This is a genomic window from Novosphingobium sp. ERW19 (assembly GCF_012641315.1).
In the GTDB taxonomy this organism is placed as follows: Bacteria; Pseudomonadota; Alphaproteobacteria; order Sphingomonadales; family Sphingomonadaceae; genus Novosphingobium.
Genome location: NZ_JABAIC010000004.1, coordinates 69,129 through 88,660, shown reverse-complemented (window position 1 = coordinate 88,660; position 19,532 = coordinate 69,129). Strand labels below are relative to the sequence as shown.

Genomic DNA, 19,532 nt, shown 5'->3' with positions numbered 1-19,532 from the left:
CCGCGATGGGCGCGAGCGCAAACACGACGCGCCTGTCGATCTTCCCGCTGACGGGCGCGGTCCTTTATCCCGGCCTGCAGCTGCCGCTGCACATCTTTGAACCCCGCTATCGCGCCATGGTCAGCGATTCGCTGGCGCGCGACCGGCGTATCGCGATGATCCAGCCGCAATCGCCGGTCGAGGGCGCGACGCTGTTCAGCGTGGGCTGCGTCGGCAAGATCGCCGATGTCGAAGCGTTGGAGGACGGGCGGTTCAATCTCGTGCTTCAAGGCATCGCGCGCTTCCGCATGATCCGCGAGCTCGACGTGACCACGCCGTTCCGCCAGATCGAGGCCGAACTGCTCACCGACGACATGGCCGAGGCGCTGAGCGCGGTCGAGCGCGCGTCGTTCGAACAGGAAGCCCGTCGCTTCGCCGATGCCCAGGGCTATGCGGTCGATTGGGACTCGGTCGGCCGACTGGACGACATGTCGCTGATCAACGGCGTCTCCCAGATCGCGCCGTTCGATGCCGCCGCCAAGCAGGCCCTGCTCGAAGCCGATACCCTCGCCGCCCGCTGCGAGCTGCTGGTCCAGCTCATGCAGTTCTTCGGCAAGCGCGACAGCGACGATGGTGGGCGGGTGACGCTTCAGTAGTCTCCGGGCGCAGAAGGAGGGAACGCGTAGTGCGACTGTTTACTTGCGCATTGCTACTTCTGACTACCGCGTGCCAAGCCGAGCAATCCCCTGCTTCAGCACCGGGCGGGGATGTTGTTTCCCCCGTGGAACCAGACGCTGCTTCCGCATCTATGCTTGACGAGAACTTCGAGATCGCAGTGAGCAGCGGCCTGTCGATAGAGCCGCAGTTTGTTTTGGTCAGAGTGACTGATGCCAATTCAGGAGCTTCGAAGTCCGGTTGTGTAGCTGCGAATGCACTACTGGGCGCAATCCACCGCGAACATAAGTTGGGATATGATGATCGATCTCTCCGAACTGTAGGCAAGCTCGTGTTCGAAAGGCCGTTAAGAACTTTCAATTTCAGGAGCGAAGAAGCGTTGGCAAATCTGGATTTTGCCAGATTTGAGATGGCAAACCTCGAAGAGTGCGCGCTAGTTCGCAAAGGTATCCGTGTATGGCGTACGGACACTGGCACGATGATGACTAGCAAGGACATGCCCCCGCCAAACTAAGTTTCGGTACATTTTCGTCAAAACTGCGCCTGAATTCCGTCGATCACGAACTGCGCCGCCAGGGCCGCCAGCAGCACGCCGAGCAGGCGGGTGATCACGGCCTCGACCTGCGATCCCAGCGCGCGGATCAGTGGCCGGGCTGCGACCAGCGCGATGAAGCTCAGCACCATCACCAAGGCCAGCGCGCCGAGGATCACGGCAGTCTCATTGATCCCGTTGGCCCGCGCGGTCAGCAGCATGACCGAGGCGATCGAGCCGGGGCCAGCCAGCATCGGCATGGCCATCGGAAAGACCGAGACATCCTCCACCTGCGGCTGGGCCGTGCGCACCTTCTCGGCTCGCTCCTCACGCCGTTCGGTGCGCTTCTCGAACACCATGTCGAGCGCAATCAGGAACAGCATGATGCCCCCGGCAATGCGGAAGCTGTCGAGCTCGATGTGCAGAGCGCCCAGCAGGTCCTCGCCGAACAGCGCGAAGACCAGCAGGATGCCGGTGGCGATCACGCAGGCCCGCAGCGCCATGCTGAACGCCTGTCTGGCCGAGGCGTTGGCGGTGAGGCCGGCGTAGATCGGCGCACAGCCGGGCGGGTCGATCACCACGAACAGCGTGACGAAGGCGGAGAGAAACAGCTGCCACATCGTCTCAGGCTCCGTTCGCTTTGAAGCTGCGTGCGATGACTTCCTGCATTGCGCCGTCCTTCCAGATCCACGCCGTGAAGCGGCGGCTGCCATCGGGCATCACGCTCGACCGCCACGCCAGGCTGCCGTCGCGCGACTGGCCGTCCTTGCTGTCGCCGCCGTCGGATGCCGGAATGGCTCCGGCAAGCGGACGCATTGGCGGCAGCTTGCTGTCCTCCTTGCGCTCGCGCTTGCTGCCGGGCTGCGGCGCAGGGTCGCTGGCCGGACGACGGCGGACCGGGCAATCGGCGACCTTGCCTTCAGCCCAGTCCACCTCACGCAAAGGCGAGGCGAGATTCTGCCCATCATCAAGCACCCACTTCCAGTCGACCTTGCCCTTGAACTGGCGCTGCCACACGGTGACATATTCGCCGTCTCCGCCTGAGGGACCCTGCCATGCGCCATAGGTCAGCCCGGCGGTGCCATCGCAGCTGATCCACGCCAGGTGCGGCGCCCACTTTACCGGCGCGGGCGGGTCCTTGCGGTCTTTGAGCAAGTTTTTGGCAAGCTTGCGCCCGCCCTCGAACATTTCGGCGGTCTCGTCGGCGGTCTCGCGGAAAGCAGTCCACTGGCCCTTCTCTCGCGCCAGCCGGGCAAAGCCGATGTCCGCGGCGATCAGCGCCGAAGGATTGGCATAGGCGCGCTGCGGCCGGCCCGACCTTTGCGAATCAGCGGCAGGCTCCGACAACGCGGGGGCGGCGGCAAGCAGGAATGCGAGGGGTATCAGGCGCTTCATCGCATCAGCCTAGCCGATGCGCCGCAGCCTGCCCACCCCGCGCAGGGTAGATCAGATCGCGTCTGCGGCCAGTTCCAGCCCTTCGTTGCGATAGGCTGCAACGAGCGCGTTGCGCAGCAGCACGGCGATCGTCATCGGGCCGACGCCGCCGGGCACCGGCGTGATGGCCGAGGCAACTTCGGCGGCAGAAGCATAGTCCACGTCGCCCACAAGCTTCGTCTTGCCGGCTTCGGCGCCGGGCACGCGATTGATGCCCACGTCGATGACGGTCGCGCCCGGCTTGATCCAGTCGCCCTTGACCATCTCGGGACGCCCCACCGCAGCCACCACGATATCGGCCCGCTTCACCACTTCGGCGAGGTTCTTGGTGCGGCTGTGCGCCACGGTGACGGTGCAGCTTTCCGCGATCAGCAGTTGCGCCATCGGCTTGCCCACGATGTTGGACCGCCCGATCACCACTGCGTCGAGGCCGGAAAGGTCACCAACCTTGTCCTTGAGCAGCATCAGGCAGCCCAGCGGCGTGCAGGGCACGAAGCCCGGCTGCCCCACGGCAAGGCGGCCGGCGTTGGTGACGTGGAAGCCGTCGACATCCTTGTCGGGATTGATCGCGGCGATGACCTTCTGCTCGTCGATGTGCTTGGGCAGCGGCAGCTGGACAAGGATGCCATCGACAGCGGGGTCGGCGTTGAGCTTCTCGACCATCGCCAGCAGATCGGCTTCCGAAGTCTCGGCAGGCAACTTGTGCTCGAAGCTGTTCATGCCGGCCTCAACCGTGCTCTTGCCCTTGGAGCGCACATAGACCTGGCTTGCCGGGTCTTCGCCCACCAGCACCACGGCGAGGCCAGCCTTGCGCCCGGCCTGCGCTTCGAACGCAGCGGCAAGGTCGCCCACGCGGGCGCGCAGGGTGGCGGCGAAGGCCTTTCCGTCGATCACGGCAGCAGTCATCGTCTATAATCCAGCGAGTTTGCGCTTCACATTCCGGCCGAGGAAGCGGCAATGCCGCTCAGCAGGATCGTCAGCAGGTTGAGGCCGATGATCAGCACCATCGGCGAGAAATCGAGCGCGCCAGTATCGGGCAGGATCTTGCGGATCGGTCGCAGCATCGGCTCAAGGATAGCGTTCAGCGCCTTCCACACCGCCGCAACCGCGTTGTTGTGCATGTTCACGACATTGAACGAGATGAGCAGGCTCAGCACGAACTGCACGATGACCACTACGACAAGGATGTTCACGAGGTAGTTGATCATGGCGATCAGCGTGTAGAGCAGCATCGGTGCATATCCTCGACGGCAGAGTGAGAGCGAGCCATGCTCCTAGCCGACCCTCTTGCCGGGCCACAAGTGCCCGCGATGCCGCTACAGGGCAGCACTGGCGCCGCTCTGTATGTGCTACTTACAATTTAGGCAAGCTGTGCCGCTGTCGCCTTCAGGGCTTCAAGGTCGTGCTGTCGATGTGCCAGCGCAACTGTTCGGCCGATGCTCCGGGCACGTTGTTGACACGGCGCAGGATGACCTCGCCGGTGATCGTGCGGTCACCATCGGAGATGACGACCGGCGCGGTGTAATAGATCGAACCGGCCGCACCTTCCTGCTGGCCCTCGCTGATGACCACCGATGGCGCCTTCAGTCTGCCCCAGGTTTCGGCGAACATCGCGTCGTCCATGCCGCTGCGATCGCCCTTGTCTGCCCAAAAGGCGCGGACACTGCGCCAGTCGCGCGCTTCGATGGCGGCGGCGAAAGCGTCGAGCACGTCCTCGGGCCGCTTGGCGAGCGAGGGCTGAGCCGCCTCGCCGGACAATGCAGGCTCGGCCTTCTGCACAGGGCTGCCGGAAGACAGCGCGGCCGGCGCAGCCATTGCTGCGCTCTCTTCTGCAGGGGACGCCGGTCCCCGCTGGCAGCCGCCAAGGTGGAAGACGAGAGCTGAAGCAGCAGCCATGACAAGTGCGGTGCGGATCATGCCGCAGGGACGAGTGGCAGCCGGTCCGGTTCCGTCCGTTAATGCAATCATCATCCAATTCGGAGGATGAGCTGCGTCCGTCAGGCGCGGATCAGCGTCCCAGCACCGCGCGCGGTGAAGATTTCCAGCAGCATGGCATGGGGCACGCGCCCGTCGAGCACGACAGTCGCCTCGCAGCCTGCCTCGACCGCGTGGACGCAAGTCTCGAGCTTGGGGATCATGCCGCCGCTGATCGTGCCGTCCTCGGCCAGCCGTGCAATGTCGGCGGGGCGCAGGTCGGTCAGCAGGTTCTTGTCCTTGTCGAGCACGCCCGGGACATCGGTCAGCAGGAACAGGCGCGATGCGCCCAGCGCGGCGGCAATTGCGCCGGCCATGGTGTCGGCGTTGATGTTGTAGGTCTCGCCATCCGGCCCCACGCCGATCGGGGCGATCACGGGGATCATTCCGGCATTGACGATGGTGTCGATCACGGTCGTATCGATCCGGTCGGGCTCACCGACGAAGCCGAGGTCGACCACGATCGGATCGCCATCTTCGCCTTCAATCGCCTTGGGCGACTTCTTTGACTGGACCTTGCGGGCAACGACCATGCCGCCGTCCTTGCCGGAAATACCGATGGCCTTGCCACCTGCGCGGGCGATCCAGCTGACCAGTTCCTTGTTGATCGCACCGGCCAGGACCATTTCGGCGACTTCGGCGGTCTGCTTGTCGGTCACGCGCAGGCCGTCGACGAACTGCGATTCGATGCCGAGCGCTTTCAGCATCCGCCCGATCTGCGGCCCGCCGCCGTGAACGACGACCGGGTTGATCCCCACCGCCTTCAACAGCACGATATCCTCGGCAAAGTCCTGTGCCAGTTCGGGATCGCCCATCGCGTGGCCGCCGTACTTCACCACGAAAGTCTTGCCGGCATAGCGCTGGAGATAGGGCAGCGCCTCGGTCAGGGTCTCGGCCTTGGCAAGCATCGCGGGGTCGTGGTTCTGGCTCATGCGCGCGCCCTTACGCGCAATGCCTGCAGAATCCAATATTGGCGTTGCGCGCGTAACGGCAGCTTATGCCGCGTTGTCGAGTCTGCGGCCGATCTTCATTACCAGCGCGATGATCAGCGGCACCAGCACTGCCGACAGCACGACCTTGGCCAGCATCTGCCCCGCCATCAGGGTGGCAATCGGGCGCACGCCATAGAACGAGACCGAAATGAAGATCAGCGTGTCGACAACCTGCGAAAGCGCTGCGGCAATGAATCCGCGCACGGCAAGAAACCGTCCAGCCGCGCCGCGCAGGCGATTGAAGATCCACACGTTCAGCGTCACCGACACGCCATAGGCCATGATCCCGGCCAGCATCATCCGCCATGATTGGCCAAGGATGATCGGGAAGGCTTCCTTGGCGGGTTCGTACATGCCGGGGTCGGTCGGCAGGTTCAGCACGAACAGCGTCAGCGCGATGGCAAAAGCCAGCGGCAGGAAGCCATAGCGGACAAGGCGGTCTGCGGCGTCCTTGCCGTGCAGTTCGGCAATGCCGCTGGAAATGGCGACGAGGGTGAGGAAGGGAAATATCCCGGCCTCCACCGCAAGGGGGCCGAGCGCCACCTGCTTTGCGCCCAGCACACCGCCCAACGTCACCATTCCGCCATAGAACAGCGCGAAGAGGAACAGCGAACGGGGGATTGCGGCAGCAGGCGCGGTGGTATCGTGCATTTCGGGCCGATAGCGCGCTTTTAACCTCCCGCCAATTCGCTATTAGAAACCATTGCAACCAATTTGCCTCTCGGAGCAAGTCCTTCCCGATGCGTGTCGCTTCCAGTCTTCTCGGGATGGTGCTCATCCTTGCCCTCGCTTTCCTGCTCTCGTCGAACCGTCGCGCTATCCGCCTGCGCGTGGTGGCTGCGGCTTTCGCGCTGCAGGCCGGCTTTGCCGCGCTGGTGCTCTATGTCCCGGTCGGCAATCGCCTGCTGCAAGGTGCGGCGGGCGGGGTGGAAAGCTTGCTCGGCTTCGCCCGCGCGGGCGTGCAGTTCCTGTTCGGCCCCTTGGCAGACCCGGCGATCGGCGGCACCAGCTTTGCCATTTCGGCGCTGCCGGTGATTGTGTTCTTCGCCGCGCTGATCTCGATCCTTTACTACCTCGGCGTCATGCAACTGGTGATCCGCTGGATCGGCGGCGCGCTCGAGAAGGTCACCGGCATCAGCAAGGTCGAATCGCTCTGCGCCGCCAGCAACATCTTCGTGGGCCAAAGCGAATCGCCGCTGGTCATCCGGCCCTATCTGGCCGGGCTGAACCCCAGCCAGCTGTTCACCGTGATGACCGTGGGCATGGCAGGCGTCGCCGGCACGATCCTCGCCGCCTATGCCAGCATGGGCATCCGCATTGATTATCTCGTCGCCGCCGCCTTCATGTCGGCGCCCGGCGGCATCCTCATGGCCAAGCTGATGATGCCCGACGAGCCGCCGGTCCCCGCCGAGGTCGCCGATGAGGCCCTGCCCAACCCCCACGTCAAGCCCAGCCTCGCCTCGGACGAGGAAGAGCGCCCGGCCAATATCATCATGGCCGCAAGCCAGGGCGCGCAGACCGGCGTGAAGCTCGCCGTCGCCGTGGGGGCCATGGTGCTGGCGTTCGTCGCGCTGGTCGCGCTCGCCAACGGTGTGCTTGGCTGGATCGGCGGCTGGTTCGGCACGCCGGACCTGTCGTTCCAGATGGTGCTCGGCTATGTCTTCGCGCCGGTCTTCTATCTTCTCGGCGCAGACGGCTGGACCGAGGCGATGCAGGCAGGCGGCCTGTTCGGCAGCAAGATCGTCCTCAACGAATTCGTCGCCTTCATCGAACTGGGCAAGGACACTGCGCTTTCCGCGCACACCGTCGCCATAGTCACTTTCGCCCTGTGCGGCTTTGCCAACTTCAGCTCGATCGCAATCCAGATGGCCGTCACCGGCGGCCTCGCCCCCAACCAGCGCCCCGTCATCGCCAAGCTCGGCATCCGCGCCCTTGTCGCCGGCGCGCTAAGCAACCTGATGAGTGCTGCGTTGGCGGGGTTGTTCCTCAGCCTTTAAGGCTCGACCCCACCCTTGAAATCGTCGGCCCGGACTTGATCCGGGGCAGGGCCTTTCTTCGGCGAACGAAAGAAGAAGCCTAAGCCTGGATCAAGTCCGGGCCGACGATGAAAGCGGGATCACCCGTAATGCGCGGCCAGCAGGTCTACCGCCTTGGCCAGTTCCCCATCGAGGTAGCCCAGCAGCTTGTGCCAGTCGTGCGCGCCTGCAAGTTCGCCCGGTCCGTCCGATACGCCGCGCAGGCCAACCAGTGGCACGCCGAATGTGCGCGCCGCGCGGGCGACGGCGTAGGTTTCCATGTCGACCATGTCTGCGCTCACCCGGTCCCAGTGATCGCCGCTGACGACATCGCCCCCGCTCGACAGTGTGGCGACGGGCAGGTCCAGTGGCGTTTCCAGCGGCAGTTCCTTGGGTTCATCTAGATAGGGCACGACGCCGGGTTCCACGCCCAACGCAGATGCGTCCATGTCGCGCCACGAAACGCTGCCGATCTGGTGGATTGATCCCAGCGCACAGCGCCGCGATCCGGCCGAGCCGAGGCAGACGATCAGGTCGGGCAGGGTGCCCGCTGCCTCCAATCGCGCCAGCGCCACGCCCATGTGCAGCGCCGCCTCGACAGGTCCGATGCCGGTGATCAGCGGCACGAAGCGCGCGCGCAAGTGTGGGCCGTACTCCGGCTCGGCCGCCATCACAAACAAGGCGCGCTTCTTCCCCAGAGCTGTCAGATCAACCATTCGCCTGCGCCTTCAGTTGATAAAGCAGGTCCAGAGCCTCGCGCGGCGACAGCGCGTCGATGTCGAGGCCGTTGAGGCGTTCGCGCAGGGCGTCCACCTTTTCTTCTGCCGCTTCGATCGCGGCGGCAAACAGTGGCAAGTCATCCAGCCCCGCAGCCAGCCCGCCGGTGGCAGCGCGGCCCTTCTCCAGCTTTTCCAGCACCGATTTGGCGCGCTTGAGAACCGGCGCGGGAACGCCAGCCAGCCGCGCTACCGCCAAGCCATAGGACTTGTCCGCCGGGCCTTCCGCCAGCTCGTGGAGCAGCACCAGATCGCCCTTCCACTCCCTTGCGCGGACGTGATGAAGCGAAAGCGCATCGCAGCTTTCGGCAAGGCGCGATAGCTCGTGGTAATGTGTCGCAAACAGGCAGCGGCACTGGTTGATCGAATGAATCGCCTCAGCCACCGCCCATGCCAGCGACAGTCCGTCATAGGTCGAGGTGCCGCGCCCGACCTCGTCGAGGATGACGAAGCTGCGCTCCGTCGCCTGGCTCAGGATCGCCGCCGTCTCGACCATCTCGACCATGAAGGTCGATCGGCCACGCGCGAGGTTGTCCGCAGCACCGACGCGGCTGAATAGGCGGTCAACCAGCCCGATCGTCGCACCTTGAGCCGGCACGAAGCCGCCCGCTTGCGCCAGCAGCACGATCAACGCGTTCTGGCGCAGGAAAGTCGATTTACCGCCCATGTTCGGCCCGCCAACCAGCCAGAGCCGGTCCTGCGCATTGAGCGTGCAATCGTTGGCGACGAAGCGCTCGCCCTTGGCGGCCAGCGCTGCTTCGACCACGGGGTGGCGCCCGCCGATGATCTCGAGGCAGGGCTCGTCCACCACGCGAGGCAGCGCCCAGCCACCTTCGGCCGCCCGCTCGGCCTGTCCTGCGGCCACGTCGATGCGGGCCAGCGCCGCTGCGGTCGCAGCAATTGCTTCCTTTGCGCGGATGGCGTGCGCCACCAGTTCCTCGAAATGCGCTTCTTCCGCGGTCAGCGCGTGGCCGCCGCTTTCGGCAATGCGGCTTGCTTCCTCGTGCAGAGCCAACGCGTTGAAGCGCACCGCCCCCGCCATGGTCTGGCGATGGGTAAAGCCGGACTCGGGCGCCATCAGCCGGTCGGCGTGCTTTGCGGGGACTTCGATGAAGTAGCCCAGCACGCCGTTGTGGCGAATCTTCAGCGCCGTGATGCCGGTGTCGTCGCGGTACTTGGCTTCCAGCGCCGCAATGGCCCGGCGGGCATTGCCTGATACCCGGCGCAACTCGTCAAGCGCAGCGTCGTAGCCTTCGGCGATGTAGCCGCCCTGCGAGCGTTCGGTCGGCGGTGCAGGCACCAGTGCGCGGGCATAGAGATCGCACAATGCACCATGGCCGGACAGCGAAGGCAGCATCGCATCCAGTGGCTCGGGCCGGTCGGCGCGAGCGCGCAGAAGATCGTGAAGGCGGCGCGCTTCGGCCAATCCGTCGCGCAGTTGGCCCAGATCGCGTGGGCTTCCACGTCCCGCCACGACCCGGCCCAGCGCACGGCCGACATCGGGCAGGGCGCGAAGGATGCCGCGAATGTCGCCGCGCAGCAGGGGATCGTCGTGCAGCCAGCTGACCAGTTCCAGCCTGCGGTTGATCGCACGCGCATCGGTCAGCGGCGCGGACAGGTCCTCGGCCAGTTGTCGCGCGCCGGCACCCGTCACGCACCGGTCAATCGCCTCGACCAGCGAACCGCGCCGCGTGCCGCCGGAACTGACAAGAATCTCGAGACTGCTTCGCGTCGCCTCGTCCATTGCCATGTGCGTGCCGGCCTCACGCGCCACCGGCGGCAGCAACAGCGGCAGCGCACCGCGCCCGACATGGTCAAGGTAAGTGACGAGACCGCCAGCCGCAGCCAGCATCGCCCGCGTGAACTGCCCGAAGCCGTCCAGCGTCGAAACGCCATGCACCGCTTTCAGCCGGGCCTCGCCTTCATCGCTGCCGAACGACCGATTCGGACGCGGCACGCAATCAACTGGCGCATTCTCCCACGATTCGGGGGCAACGACTTCGCTCGCGCCAAGCCGGGCCAGCGCCGCGCCCATCTGCTCCGGGGCGCATTCTTCAAGCTCCATGCGCCCGGTCGAGATGTCGCAGGCGGCAATGCCGATAGTGCCGCGCACTTCGCACACCGCGGCCAGCACATTGGCCCGGCGCGGTTCGAGCAGCGCTTCCTCGGTCAGCGTGCCCGCTGTCACGAATCGGACGATGTCGCGCGCCACCAGCGCCTTGGAACCGCCGCGTTTCTTCGCTTCCTCGGGGGTTTCGACCTGTTCGGCGATGGCCACGCGGCAACCTGCCTTGATCAATCGGGCAAGGTAGCCCTCGGCCGAATGGACCGGCACGCCGCACATCGGAATTGGCGCGCCGCCATGTTCGCCACGGCTGGTCAGCGCGATATCGAGGACTTGCGCGGCGATCTTCGCGTCGTCGAAAAACAGCTCGAAGAAGTCGCCCATGCGGTAGAACAGCAGGCAGTCGCCAGCCTGCTGTTTAAGCGCAAGATATTGCGCCATCATCGGAGTTGGGGCATTAGGCGTCACGCGCACGTGGCTAGACGAGCGCGACGTGTTTCTCAAACCATCGACACCGGGATATCCGCAACTCCAGCGCACAGCCTGCGCAGAGCAGGCAGCATGGGGACGGTTCCGGTCTTGTGGGGGTACTTACGGTTTGACGCAAGTCCGCGAAAAGGATTGGCTCCGGGGTCTCAAGACTGCCTGGGCCCGCGCAGGTGCGCTGCCGTGGCTTTCCGGCCCCGGCATCCTCATCGCCGTGCTGCTCGTCTGCGCGCCTTTCGCGCTGGTCGAAGTGCCGCCCCTGATCGACGTGCCGGGCCACATGGGCGCCGCCGCGATCGAGGCCGCCGGTCCCGGCAACCCGCTCGAACAGTACTTCACCTGGAAATGGGTGTTCACGCTGAACATCGGCGGCGGCGTGCTGATGAAGGTGCTCGGCGCACAGTTCGGCATCCTTGCAGCGGGCTGGTGGAGCACCGTGCTCGCCACCGGCCTGTTCGCTGGCGGCTGCCTGTGGACCATCCGCATGCTCAACCCCAAGGGTGGGCACGCTGCGGCATGGTCGCTGATGTTCGTGTTCAGCTTCCCGCTGCTTACCGGATTCCTCAACTATATCCTCGCCACCGGCCTCTCGCTGACCGCGTTCGGCGCCTCCCTGTGGCTCGAACAGCGCAACCCCAGGGCGCGCGCCGCGATGCTAGTGATCGCGCAGCCGGTGGCGATGCTGTGCCATGCAATCGGCGGCCTGCTGCTGGCGCTGCTTGTCGGCGCACACGCGTTCGGTCGCGCGCTCGACGAGTTGCCCGAAGGCTGGCGCTGGCGCGATCTGACCAACCGCCAGTGGCTGCGCACGCTTGACTGGAAGGCCATTGGCCTGCGCCTGTGGCAGGCGTGCTGGCCGCTGCTCGCCACGGTGATCACGATCGTGCTGTGGAAGGCGTTCTCGCCGCCCGTCCAGTCGATGAACATCTGGCGCTGGGACCAGAAGGCCTGGTCCTTCGTGCTGACCTTGCGCGACCAGTCCAAGCTGCTCGATGCCGGGACCACGATCATCGCCTGCCTGTTGGTGCTGGTCGGGCCGTTCCTCGGCGCAAAGTGGCGCTTCCGGCAGGGCATGCCCGCTCTGATGGTGTTCCTGCTGTTTCTGGCGATCCCGAGCGACATCAACGGGTCGGCCTTCGTGGACATCCGCATCCTGCCGGTTGCCGCCATGCTCGGCCTCGGCCTGCAGGATTGGAGCGGCGCCCGCCGCCCGCAATGGGCCCGCGTCGTCGCTTATGCTGGCATGGCCCTGCTAGCCGTACGCCTCACCGTCACGGCGTGGAGCTTCAACGGCTATGCCGAGGACTACAACAAGCAGCTTTCCGCGCTGACCCATGTCGAACCCGGCAGCCGCGTCCTCGCATTCGTCGAGCATTCCTGCCTCGACGAATCCTGGCGCAACACCCGCCGCGATCACCTCGCCAGCCTTGCCAGCCTCTACCGGCAGGCCTGGGTCAACGACAATTGGGCGGTCCCTGGGCTGCATATGGTCGTGCCGCGCTTCCGCCCGGGTCGCAACTTCACGGCGGACCCCTCGGAGTTCGTCTGGTCGCGCGGTTGCGCCGGCGGCTGGCGTCGCAACGTCGATACTGCGCTCAAGTACGCCCCGATCGAGCGCGTGGACTATGTCTGGCTGATCGACACCGGCCTGCCCCACCGCGCCGATCCTCGTTTGCAGCTGGTCTGGCAGGAAGGACGCAGCCTGTTGTTCAAGGTAAGGCGCCTCGGCATCCCGACGTGGCAACCGAAGGATTTCTGAAGCGACATGCCATAGCTTGCGCGTAATACGGTTTCGGCAAATTTGGTGTTTTCGAACTGTTGCGCACTGCCTGCGCGCCTTGACGTAGCGTCAAAGGTCGGACACTGCCTTTGCCTATTGTCCGATTAAACTTGGGGGAACCATGTCCGAGGAAAGCAACGTCCGCTTCACCGAACGCGAGGCGCTTTTCTACCACAACACGATCCGCCCGGGTAAGATCGAGATCATCGCCAGCAAGCCGATGGCGACCCAGCGCGATCTGTCGCTGGCCTATTCTCCCGGCGTCGCGGTTCCGGTCCGCGCCATCGCCGAAGATCCCGCCACCGCCTATGATTACACCGCCAAGGGCAACCTCGTTGCGGTGATCTCCAACGGCACTGCGATTCTCGGCCTCGGCAATCTCGGCGCGCTGGCATCGAAGCCGGTGATGGAAGGCAAGGCCGTGCTGTTCAAGCGCTTTGCCGACGTCGATTCGATCGACATCGAGCTTGCCACCGAAGATCCTGACGCTTTCATCGAAGCGGTTGCGCTGATGGAGCCCTCGTTCGGCGGCATCAACCTTGAAGACATCAAGGCGCCCGAATGCTTCATCATCGAACAGGCCCTGAAAGAACGCCTGAAGATTCCGGTGATGCATGATGACCAGCACGGCACGGCAATCATTTCTGCCGCTGGCCTGCTCAACGCCTGCCACCTGACCGGGCGCAAGCTTGAGGACGTAAAGGTCGTGGTCAACGGCGCAGGCGCTGCGGCGATTGCCTGCACCGCGCTGATCAAGGCCATGGGCGTTCGCCACAACAACGTGATCATGTGCGATCGTTCGGGCGTGATCTATCGCGGCCGCGAAAGCGGGATGGACCAGTGGAAGAGTGCGCACGCGGTCGATACGTCGGCCCGCAGCCTCGAGGACGCGCTGGTCGGGGCCGACATCTTCCTCGGCCTTTCCGCTGCCGGTGCGCTCCGTTCCGACTGGATGGCCAAGATGGCGCCGCAGCCGATCATCTTCGCGATGGCCAACCCGGACCCGGAAATCACGCCACCCGAAGCCAAGGCCGTCCGGCCGGACTGCATTGTCGCCACGGGCCGTTCGGATTACCCGAACCAGGTCAACAACGTGCTCGGCTTCCCCTTCATCTTCCGCGGCGCGCTCGACGTTCAGGCGACGACGATCAACGAGGAAATGAAGATCGCCGCCGCCGAAGCCATCGCCAAGCTGGCGCGCGAGCCGGTGCCCGAGGAAGTGGCGGCTGCCTATGGCATCAACCACACCTTCGGTCTCGACTACATCATCCCCGCGCCGTTCGATCCGCGCCTGATGGAAGTCGTGTCGTCGGCCGTGGCGCAGGCCGCGATGGACTCGGGCGTGGCGCAAAAGCCGATCGAGGACATGGATGCCTATCGCACCAGCCTCAAGGCGCGCCTCAACCCGACGACCTCGGTGCTGACCAACGTCTTCGCGCAGGCCAAGGACAATCCCAAGCGCGTCGTCTTTGCCGAGGCCGAGAACGAGGTGGTGTTGCGTGCCGCGATCCAGTTCAAGGATTTCGGCTATGGCACACCGGTGCTGGTCGGACGCACCCAGGGCGTGCTCGATCTGCTGACCGAACTCGGCGTCAGCGATCCGGCGTCCTACGAGATCCACAACTCCGCCGTCTCGCCGCTGGTGCCCGAGATGGTTGCCTACCTCTACGAACGCCTCAAGCGCCGCGGCTATCTTGAGCGTGACGTCAAGCGCATGGTCAACCAGGACCGCAACGTCTTCGCCTCGTTGCTCGTCGCCCTCGGCCATGGCGATGCGCTGATCACCGGCATGACGCGCACCTTCGCGCAGTCGATGAAGGAAGTGCGCCGCGTTCTCGATCCCAAGCCCGGCCACCTGCCCTTCGGCATTCACCTGATGGTCGCCAAGAACTACACCGTGTTCCTGGCCGATACGACCGTGAACGAGCGCCCTTCGGCCGAGGATCTGGCGCATATTGCCAAGGAAACGGCCGCCGTCGCACGCCGCATGGGCCACGAACCGCGCGTCGCGTTTCTCTCGTACTCTACCTTCGGCAATCCTTATGGCCGCTGGCTCGAATCGATCCGCGGTGCGGTTGCCATCCTCGATGCCGAAGATCCCGGCTTCGAATACGAAGGCGAAATGGCCCCGGATGCCGCCTTGAATCCCAAGGTCATGGCCAACTATCCCTTCAGCCGCCTTTCCGCTCCCGCCAACGTGCTGATCATGCCTGGCCTGCAGTCGGCCAACATCTCGGCCAAGTTGCTGCGCGAACTCGCCGGCAATGCGGTGATCGGCCCGATGCTGCTGGGCATGGAAAAGCCGGTGCAGATCGCCCCGATGACCTCGCTCGCGCCCGATATCCTGACGCTGGCGGTGCTGGCGGCGGCCGGGGTCGTGGGGTAATGCCCACCCCCGACCCCTCCCGCTTGCGGGAGGGGGTTAAGAAGGTGGCATTTGCACCCTCCCGCATGCGGGAGGGTCGCGAGACTTACTGAACGTAGTGAAGTTAGTCGCAGCGGGGTGGGCACCCCGCGCAACGGCTGCTTCAGATCAACCCAGCCAGCGGGCTCGACGGGTCGGCATACTTTCGCGTCGGCATGCGGCCCGCGAGGTAGGCATCGCGCCCGGCCTGCACCGCCAGCTTCATCGCGCGGGCCATGCGGATCGGGTCCTTGGCTTCGGCAATCGCAGTGTTCATCAGCACGCCGTCGCAACCAAGTTCCATCGCCACGGCAGCTTCCGATGCGGTGCCGACGCCCGCGTCGACCAGCACCGGCACCTTGGCGCCTTCGACGATCAGGCGCACCGTCACCTTGTTCTGGATGCCCAGGCCCGAGCCGATCGGCGCGCCCAGCGGCATGACCGCCACCGCGCCTGCGTCCTCAAGCTGCTTGGCCGCAATCGGATCGTCCACGCAATAGACCATCGGCAGGAAGCCTTCCTTGGCCAGCACTTCGGTCGCGCGGATCGTCTCGATCATGTTGGGATAGAGCGTGCGCGCCTCGCCCAGCACTTCGAGCTTCACCAGATCCCAGCCGCCCGCCTCGCGCGCCAGGCGCAGCGTGCGGATCGCGCTTTCGGCATCGAAGCAGCCTGCTGTGTTGGGCAGGTAGGTGATCTTCTTGGGGTCGATGTAGTCGGTCAGCATCGGGGCCTTGGGGTCCGACACGTTGACGCGGCGCACGGCCACGGTGACGATCTCCGCGCCCGAAGCCTCGACCGCCGCCGCGTTCTGCTCGAAGTCCTTGTACTTGCCGGTGCCGACGATCAGGCGCGAGCGGAAGGTGCGTCCGGCAACGGTCCAGGTATCATTCGATTCGGCCACGTCGCTTTGTCCTCCACCAACGAAATGCACGATTTCCAGCACGTCCCCCTCGGCAATCGCCACATCGGCGAGCGTCGAGCGCGGCACGATCTCGCCATTGCGCTCAACCGCGACCTTGGTCGGTTCGAGTTCGAGGCTGCGCACCAGATCGGCAATCGATCCGGGTGCGGCGCGACGGGGTTCGCCGTTGACGGTAAGGGAGAGCATTCCAGTCATGCGGCCCGCTTTAGCGGCGCAGGGGCAGGGTGCAAGTATGGCCTTAGTGAGAGGCGCGCATGTTGATGAAATGCGCGGTGGCGACAAGGATCACGCCGCCCACCGTCAGCGCCACTTCGGCATCGCCATGGCCGACAGCGACGGCTGCGCCCATCAGCGCAAGCCCCGTCCCGCCAATTGCCAGCGGCAGGAAGCGCCCGTGCCGCAGGGCGCCGATGCCGATGGTCGCCGCGCCGATCACGAGGGCGAAGGCAAGACCCCAACGGTGAATGTCGGGATTGAGCAGCACGCCGCCGCCAATGCCCAGCATCCCGACAAGGAACAGCCCTGCCACGCAATGAATCAGGCACAGCCCCGAAAGGAGCACGCCGATCCGGTCGAGCCGGGCACGCAGGGCAAGCAGGGCATCACTCATGCGCTGGCATATATGTTATAATGTAACATCGCGCAAGAAGGCCTCATGAGATTCTGTCCTGTCCGAAGGTCCACGACCCTGCCCGACAATCGCTCTTGCGATTCCGCGAAGGCAGGAGCAGGGGCAGCGCCATGAGCAACCCAAAAACCATCGGGGTCTCGCCCAAGCTTCGCAGCGACGCCACCGCGCTGTCGCGCTGGCTGTTCATCGTCGCCTTCATGGTTCTCGCCATCGTCGTGGTCGGCGGCATCACCCGCCTGACCGAATCGGGCGTATCGATTACCGAATGGAAGCCGGTCAGCGGCACGCTGCCACCGATCACCGAAGCGCAGTGGCAGGCGGAATTCGACGCCTATCGCGCCACGCCGCAGTACCAGCTGGTCAACGGCCCGGCGGGCATGACGATCGAGACCTACAAGTTCATCTTCTTCTGGGAGTGGGTCCACCGCCTGCTCGCCCGCACCATCGGCCTGGTCTTTGCTGCACCGCTGGCGTGGTTCTGGGTCAAGGGCCGTATCCCTGAAGGCTACAAGCCGCGCCTGCTCGCCCTGCTGGCACTGGGCGCGCTGCAAGGTGCGGTCGGCTGGTGGATGGTCAAGTCGGGCATCGTCAACGACGTCAAGGTCAGCCACTTCCGCCTCGCCACGCACCTGCTGGTCGCATTGTTCACGCTCGCTGGTCTCGTCTGGACCGCGCTCGACCTGATCGCGCTGGGCAAGGGCGAGGGCCGTTCGAAGCTCCGGGGCCTCGGCCTGCTCGCCCTCGTCATGCTGGTGTTCCAGCTGTTCTACGGCGCACTGGTCGCCGGGCTCCGCGCCGGAACTTCGGCAGGCGGCGGCTGGTTCAACTGGGACGCCTGGCCGCTGATGCAGGGCAAGGTCTATCCCGATGGCGTCGACTGGGCTCTGGGCGCAGGCCCCGCGCTGCTGTCCGATCCGTTCCTCGTCCACTTCATCCACCGCTGGTGGGCTTGGGGCGTGGTTGCCGTGCTGGTCGTCGTCGCCCGCAAACTGCGCCGGACCGACCGCAAGGCCTCTGTCGTGCTGCACTCCGTCTTCGGCACCCAAGTCCTGCTCGGCATCCTGACGGTATGGAGCGGCGTCGCCATCTGGCTCGGCGTCCTCCACCAGCTCGTCGGCGCGCTGCTCGTGGCGACGACGGTATGGTGCGCCCACATCCTCGGCAGCCCGAGACACGCGGCGAAATGACCGCCGCGCTGATCTGGTCCACCTTCGGCGACCTGCAAAGCGCTGAAGCTGTGGCAGACACGCTGCTCGAAGAGCGCCTGATCGCCTGCGCCAACATCCTCCCCGCCGTTCGCTCGCTATACCGCTGGAACGGCGAGCGCGGCGAGGGCAGCGAAGTCGCCGTCCTGTTCAAGACCCGCGCCGACCTGCTTGACGCCGCCGTGGCGAGGCTTGAGGCGCTCCACCCCTACGATGCACCCGCGATCTCCGGCTGGCGCTGCGATGCGTCGGGCGCGGCTACGCTGGGCTGGCTGGACGGGGATTGCAGGTCACCGAATTTGTAGTGGTATTATTTTACCTCTCCGAAAACCCGCAGTTTGCTTGACTCTGGCGGGCATTTGCAACAAAGGCGCGCTTCCTTCGTCGTGAAGCAGCGGATTCCCGCTTGGATCGACGCACCGAATTCAGGGAACCCGTAGCCATGAAGGCTCTCAGCAAGGTCACCCGGTCGATCAAGCCGGCCGAGGTGGAGAAGAACTGGCATCTGATCGATGCCGAAGGCATGGTCGTCGGCCGTCTCGCCGTCGTCATCGCCAACCATCTGCGCGGCAAGCACAAGCCGAGCTACACCCCGCACGTCGATTGCGGCGATCACGTTGTCGTGATCAACGCCGACAAGGTCAAGTTCACCGGCAACAAGCTGAAGAACAAGACTTACTACAAGCACACCGGCTATGCCGGCGGCATCAAGGAAGTCACCGCGGACAAGGTCCTCGGTGGTCGCTTCCCCGAGCGCGTGCTTGAAAAGGCGGTTGAGCGCATGATCCCCCGCGGCCCGCTCGGCCGTGCGCAGATGCGCGCCCTTCACCTCTATGCCGGTGCCGAGCACCCGCATGGCGGCACCCAGCCGGTGGCGCTCGACGTCGCCTCGATGAACCGCAAGAACAAGGTGGGTGCATAATCATGGCCGAAACCGAAAACACCGTGTCGAGCCTCGCCGACCTCAAGGACCTGACCGCAGCCGCTCCGGTTGCTGCTGCTCCTGCCGAAGCTGGTGAAGCCGCTCCCGTCCGCACTGGCCCCGCTGCCCCGATCCGCGCTCGCGAAGTCGACGCGCAGGGCCGCTCGTACGCCACCGGCCGCCGTAAGGACGCCGTGGCACGCGTGTGGCTCAAGCCCGGCTCGGGCAAGGTCACCGTCAACGGCCGTGACCAGGAAGTCTACTTCGCCCGTCCGACCCTGCGTCTGGTCATCAACCAGCCGTTCGAAGTCGCCGGTCGCGAAGGCCAGTACGACATCGTCTGCACCGTCAAGGGTGGTGGTCTTTCGGGCCAGGCCGGCGCGGTCAAGCACGGCATCGCCCAGGCCCTGTCGAAGTTCGAACCCGAACTGCGCAGCGCCGTGAAGGCCGCCGGCTTCCTTACCCGCGACCCGCGCGTCGTTGAACGTAAGAAGTACGGCAAGGCCAAGGCCCGCCGCAGCTTCCAGTTCTCGAAGCGCTAAGCTTCTTGCCGCAAGGCAGAACGAAATCAGGGGCTGGTCTTCGAACCGGCCCCTTTTTTCATGGGTGTGCATGTCGCTTGCCCATGCCCAACCCTTCCCGCTCATCCTGAGCTTGTCGAAGGGGGGAAGGGACCGAGGCTTATCGAGCCGAAGACGTAACTAGTCGCAGCGGGTGGAGAGCTTCCAACCCCTTGA

At 65.2% G+C, this 19,532-nt stretch carries 20 protein-coding genes; 9 read left to right on the top strand and 11 right to left on the bottom strand.

Annotation, left to right across the window (positions count from 1 at the left end; translation table 11 throughout):
* Positions 1-5: 5 nt before the first annotated feature.
* Together HGI46_RS09015 and HGI46_RS21885 are read left to right on the top strand one after the other, a co-directional pair.
* Positions 6-635, top strand: a complete 630-nt coding sequence (locus tag HGI46_RS09015) for an LON peptidase substrate-binding domain-containing protein (RefSeq protein ID WP_168903911.1) — start codon at positions 6-8, stop codon at positions 633-635.
* 152 nt (positions 636-787) lie between these two features.
* On the top strand, positions 788-1,168 hold the full coding sequence (locus HGI46_RS21885) for a hypothetical protein (protein ID WP_206065637.1): 381 nt from the start codon (positions 788-790) through the stop codon (positions 1,166-1,168).
* Between the two features lie 17 nt (positions 1,169-1,185).
* Here the strand turns inward: HGI46_RS21885 and HGI46_RS09010 are convergent, their stop codons facing one another.
* The 7 genes from HGI46_RS09010 to HGI46_RS08980 form a co-directional block, all read right to left on the bottom strand.
* On the bottom strand, positions 1,186-1,806 hold the full coding sequence (locus HGI46_RS09010) for a MarC family protein (protein WP_168903910.1): 621 nt from the start codon (positions 1,804-1,806) through the stop codon (positions 1,186-1,188).
* Between the two features lie 4 nt (positions 1,807-1,810).
* The gene (locus tag HGI46_RS09005) at positions 1,811-2,581 is read right to left on the bottom strand and encodes a hypothetical protein (RefSeq protein WP_168903909.1); all 771 of its coding nucleotides are present in this window, start codon (positions 2,579-2,581) and stop codon (positions 1,811-1,813) included.
* 51 nt (positions 2,582-2,632) lie between these two features.
* Positions 2,633-3,526, bottom strand: coding sequence for a bifunctional methylenetetrahydrofolate dehydrogenase/methenyltetrahydrofolate cyclohydrolase FolD (gene folD, locus HGI46_RS09000; protein WP_168903908.1), 894 nt, complete (start codon positions 3,524-3,526; stop codon positions 2,633-2,635).
* A gap of 26 nt (positions 3,527-3,552) precedes the next feature.
* Entirely contained in the window at positions 3,553-3,852 is a 300-nt protein-coding gene (locus HGI46_RS08995) for a YggT family protein (protein ID WP_039332988.1), read from the bottom strand.
* A gap of 154 nt (positions 3,853-4,006) precedes the next feature.
* Positions 4,007-4,537: a hypothetical protein gene (locus HGI46_RS08990; RefSeq protein ID WP_118072613.1), complete on the bottom strand. Its 531-nt coding sequence runs from the start codon at positions 4,535-4,537 to the stop codon at positions 4,007-4,009.
* Positions 4,538-4,617: 80 nt separating this feature from the next.
* Positions 4,618-5,526 (bottom strand): acetylglutamate kinase, encoded by a 909-nt coding sequence (argB, locus tag HGI46_RS08985; protein ID WP_118072612.1) that lies wholly within the window; start codon positions 5,524-5,526, stop codon positions 4,618-4,620.
* Between the two features lie 63 nt (positions 5,527-5,589).
* Positions 5,590-6,237, bottom strand: coding sequence for a queuosine precursor transporter (locus HGI46_RS08980; RefSeq protein WP_118072611.1), 648 nt, complete (start codon positions 6,235-6,237; stop codon positions 5,590-5,592).
* 89 nt (positions 6,238-6,326) lie between these two features.
* Between HGI46_RS08980 and HGI46_RS08975 the strand changes: the two genes are divergently transcribed.
* The gene (locus HGI46_RS08975; RefSeq protein ID WP_118072610.1) at positions 6,327-7,583 is read left to right on the top strand and encodes a NupC/NupG family nucleoside CNT transporter; all 1,257 of its coding nucleotides are present in this window, start codon (positions 6,327-6,329) and stop codon (positions 7,581-7,583) included.
* Positions 7,584-7,702: 119 nt separating this feature from the next.
* On the opposite strand, the gene HGI46_RS08970 is transcribed toward HGI46_RS08975, so the two are convergent.
* Both HGI46_RS08970 and mutS read right to left on the bottom strand, forming a co-directional pair.
* Positions 7,703-8,317: a 5'-methylthioadenosine/S-adenosylhomocysteine nucleosidase gene (locus tag HGI46_RS08970; RefSeq protein ID WP_168903907.1), complete on the bottom strand. Its 615-nt coding sequence runs from the start codon at positions 8,315-8,317 to the stop codon at positions 7,703-7,705.
* A complete protein-coding gene (gene mutS, locus HGI46_RS08965) occupies positions 8,310-10,886 on the bottom strand; it encodes a DNA mismatch repair protein MutS (RefSeq protein WP_168904177.1) in 2,577 nt (858 codons plus the stop codon). The genes HGI46_RS08970 and mutS overlap by 8 nt, the downstream gene beginning before the upstream one ends.
* Positions 10,887-11,040: 154 nt before the next feature.
* On the opposite strand from mutS, the gene HGI46_RS08960 reads away from it, so the two are divergent.
* Complete coding sequence (locus HGI46_RS08960; protein ID WP_240344817.1) at positions 11,041-12,687, top strand: hypothetical protein; 1,647 nt, start codon at positions 11,041-11,043, stop codon at positions 12,685-12,687.
* Positions 12,688-12,829: 142 nt separating this feature from the next.
* On the top strand, positions 12,830-15,094 hold the full coding sequence (locus HGI46_RS08955) for an NADP-dependent malic enzyme (RefSeq protein ID WP_168903906.1): 2,265 nt from the start codon (positions 12,830-12,832) through the stop codon (positions 15,092-15,094).
* 142 nt (positions 15,095-15,236) lie between these two features.
* Here HGI46_RS08955 and thiS read toward each other — a convergent pair whose 3' ends face one another.
* Together thiS and HGI46_RS08945 are read right to left on the bottom strand one after the other, a co-directional pair.
* Positions 15,237-16,232: a sulfur carrier protein ThiS gene (thiS, locus tag HGI46_RS08950; RefSeq protein WP_168903905.1), complete on the bottom strand. Its 996-nt coding sequence runs from the start codon at positions 16,230-16,232 to the stop codon at positions 15,237-15,239.
* Between the two features lie 43 nt (positions 16,233-16,275).
* On the bottom strand, positions 16,276-16,647 hold the full coding sequence (locus HGI46_RS08945) for a MerC domain-containing protein (RefSeq protein WP_118072605.1): 372 nt from the start codon (positions 16,645-16,647) through the stop codon (positions 16,276-16,278).
* A gap of 131 nt (positions 16,648-16,778) precedes the next feature.
* Between HGI46_RS08945 and HGI46_RS08940 the strand changes: the two genes are divergently transcribed.
* The 4 genes from HGI46_RS08940 (at position 16,779) to rpsI (ending at position 19,337) form a co-directional block, all read left to right on the top strand.
* On the top strand, positions 16,779-17,855 hold the full coding sequence (locus HGI46_RS08940; protein WP_168903904.1) for a COX15/CtaA family protein: 1,077 nt from the start codon (positions 16,779-16,781) through the stop codon (positions 17,853-17,855).
* Positions 17,852-18,178 carry a divalent-cation tolerance protein CutA gene (cutA, locus tag HGI46_RS08935; RefSeq protein WP_168903903.1) on the top strand — a complete coding sequence of 109 codons (327 nt, stop codon included), beginning with the start codon at positions 17,852-17,854 and terminating at the stop codon, positions 18,176-18,178. Before HGI46_RS08940 ends, cutA begins: the two co-directional genes overlap by 4 nt.
* Before the next feature lie 137 nt (positions 18,179-18,315).
* Positions 18,316-18,795: a 50S ribosomal protein L13 gene (gene rplM, locus HGI46_RS08930; RefSeq protein WP_039332974.1), complete on the top strand. Its 480-nt coding sequence runs from the start codon at positions 18,316-18,318 to the stop codon at positions 18,793-18,795.
* A gap of 2 nt (positions 18,796-18,797) precedes the next feature.
* Entirely contained in the window at positions 18,798-19,337 is a 540-nt protein-coding gene (gene rpsI / locus HGI46_RS08925) for a 30S ribosomal protein S9 (protein WP_168903902.1), read from the top strand.
* Positions 19,338-19,532: the final 195 nt, after the last annotated feature.

What these genes read in the sequence shown, in the direction of transcription:
- HGI46_RS08970 (WP_168903907.1), bottom strand. Translation starts at nt 8,317, where the DNA reads ATGGTTGATCTGACAGCTCTGGGGAAGAAGCGCGCCTTGTTTGTGATG.
- cutA (WP_168903903.1), top strand. Translation starts at nt 17,852, where the DNA reads ATGACCGCCGCGCTGATCTGGTCCACCTTCGGCGACCTGCAAAGCGCT.
- HGI46_RS09015 (WP_168903911.1), top strand. Translation starts at nt 6, where the DNA reads ATGGGCGCGAGCGCAAACACGACGCGCCTGTCGATCTTCCCGCTGACG.
- thiS (WP_168903905.1), bottom strand. Translation starts at nt 16,232, where the DNA reads ATGACTGGAATGCTCTCCCTTACCGTCAACGGCGAACCCCGTCGCGCC.
- rplM (WP_039332974.1), top strand. Translation starts at nt 18,316, where the DNA reads ATGAAGGCTCTCAGCAAGGTCACCCGGTCGATCAAGCCGGCCGAGGTG.
- HGI46_RS21885 (WP_206065637.1), top strand. Translation starts at nt 788, where the DNA reads ATGCTTGACGAGAACTTCGAGATCGCAGTGAGCAGCGGCCTGTCGATA.
- HGI46_RS09005 (WP_168903909.1), bottom strand. Translation starts at nt 2,581, where the DNA reads ATGAAGCGCCTGATACCCCTCGCATTCCTGCTTGCCGCCGCCCCCGCG.
- HGI46_RS08980 (WP_118072611.1), bottom strand. Translation starts at nt 6,237, where the DNA reads ATGCACGATACCACCGCGCCTGCTGCCGCAATCCCCCGTTCGCTGTTC.
- rpsI (WP_168903902.1), top strand. Translation starts at nt 18,798, where the DNA reads ATGGCCGAAACCGAAAACACCGTGTCGAGCCTCGCCGACCTCAAGGAC.
- HGI46_RS08945 (WP_118072605.1), bottom strand. Translation starts at nt 16,647, where the DNA reads ATGAGTGATGCCCTGCTTGCCCTGCGTGCCCGGCTCGACCGGATCGGC.
- HGI46_RS08990 (WP_118072613.1), bottom strand. Translation starts at nt 4,537, where the DNA reads ATGATCCGCACCGCACTTGTCATGGCTGCTGCTTCAGCTCTCGTCTTC.
- HGI46_RS09010 (WP_168903910.1), bottom strand. Translation starts at nt 1,806, where the DNA reads ATGTGGCAGCTGTTTCTCTCCGCCTTCGTCACGCTGTTCGTGGTGATC.
- argB (WP_118072612.1), bottom strand. Translation starts at nt 5,526, where the DNA reads ATGAGCCAGAACCACGACCCCGCGATGCTTGCCAAGGCCGAGACCCTG.
- mutS (WP_168904177.1), bottom strand. Translation starts at nt 10,886, where the DNA reads ATGATGGCGCAATATCTTGCGCTTAAACAGCAGGCTGGCGACTGCCTG.
- HGI46_RS08975 (WP_118072610.1), top strand. Translation starts at nt 6,327, where the DNA reads ATGCGTGTCGCTTCCAGTCTTCTCGGGATGGTGCTCATCCTTGCCCTC.
- HGI46_RS08955 (WP_168903906.1), top strand. Translation starts at nt 12,830, where the DNA reads ATGTCCGAGGAAAGCAACGTCCGCTTCACCGAACGCGAGGCGCTTTTC.
- HGI46_RS08940 (WP_168903904.1), top strand. Translation starts at nt 16,779, where the DNA reads ATGAGCAACCCAAAAACCATCGGGGTCTCGCCCAAGCTTCGCAGCGAC.
- folD (WP_168903908.1), bottom strand. Translation starts at nt 3,526, where the DNA reads ATGACTGCTGCCGTGATCGACGGAAAGGCCTTCGCCGCCACCCTGCGC.
- HGI46_RS08995 (WP_039332988.1), bottom strand. Translation starts at nt 3,852, where the DNA reads ATGCTGCTCTACACGCTGATCGCCATGATCAACTACCTCGTGAACATC.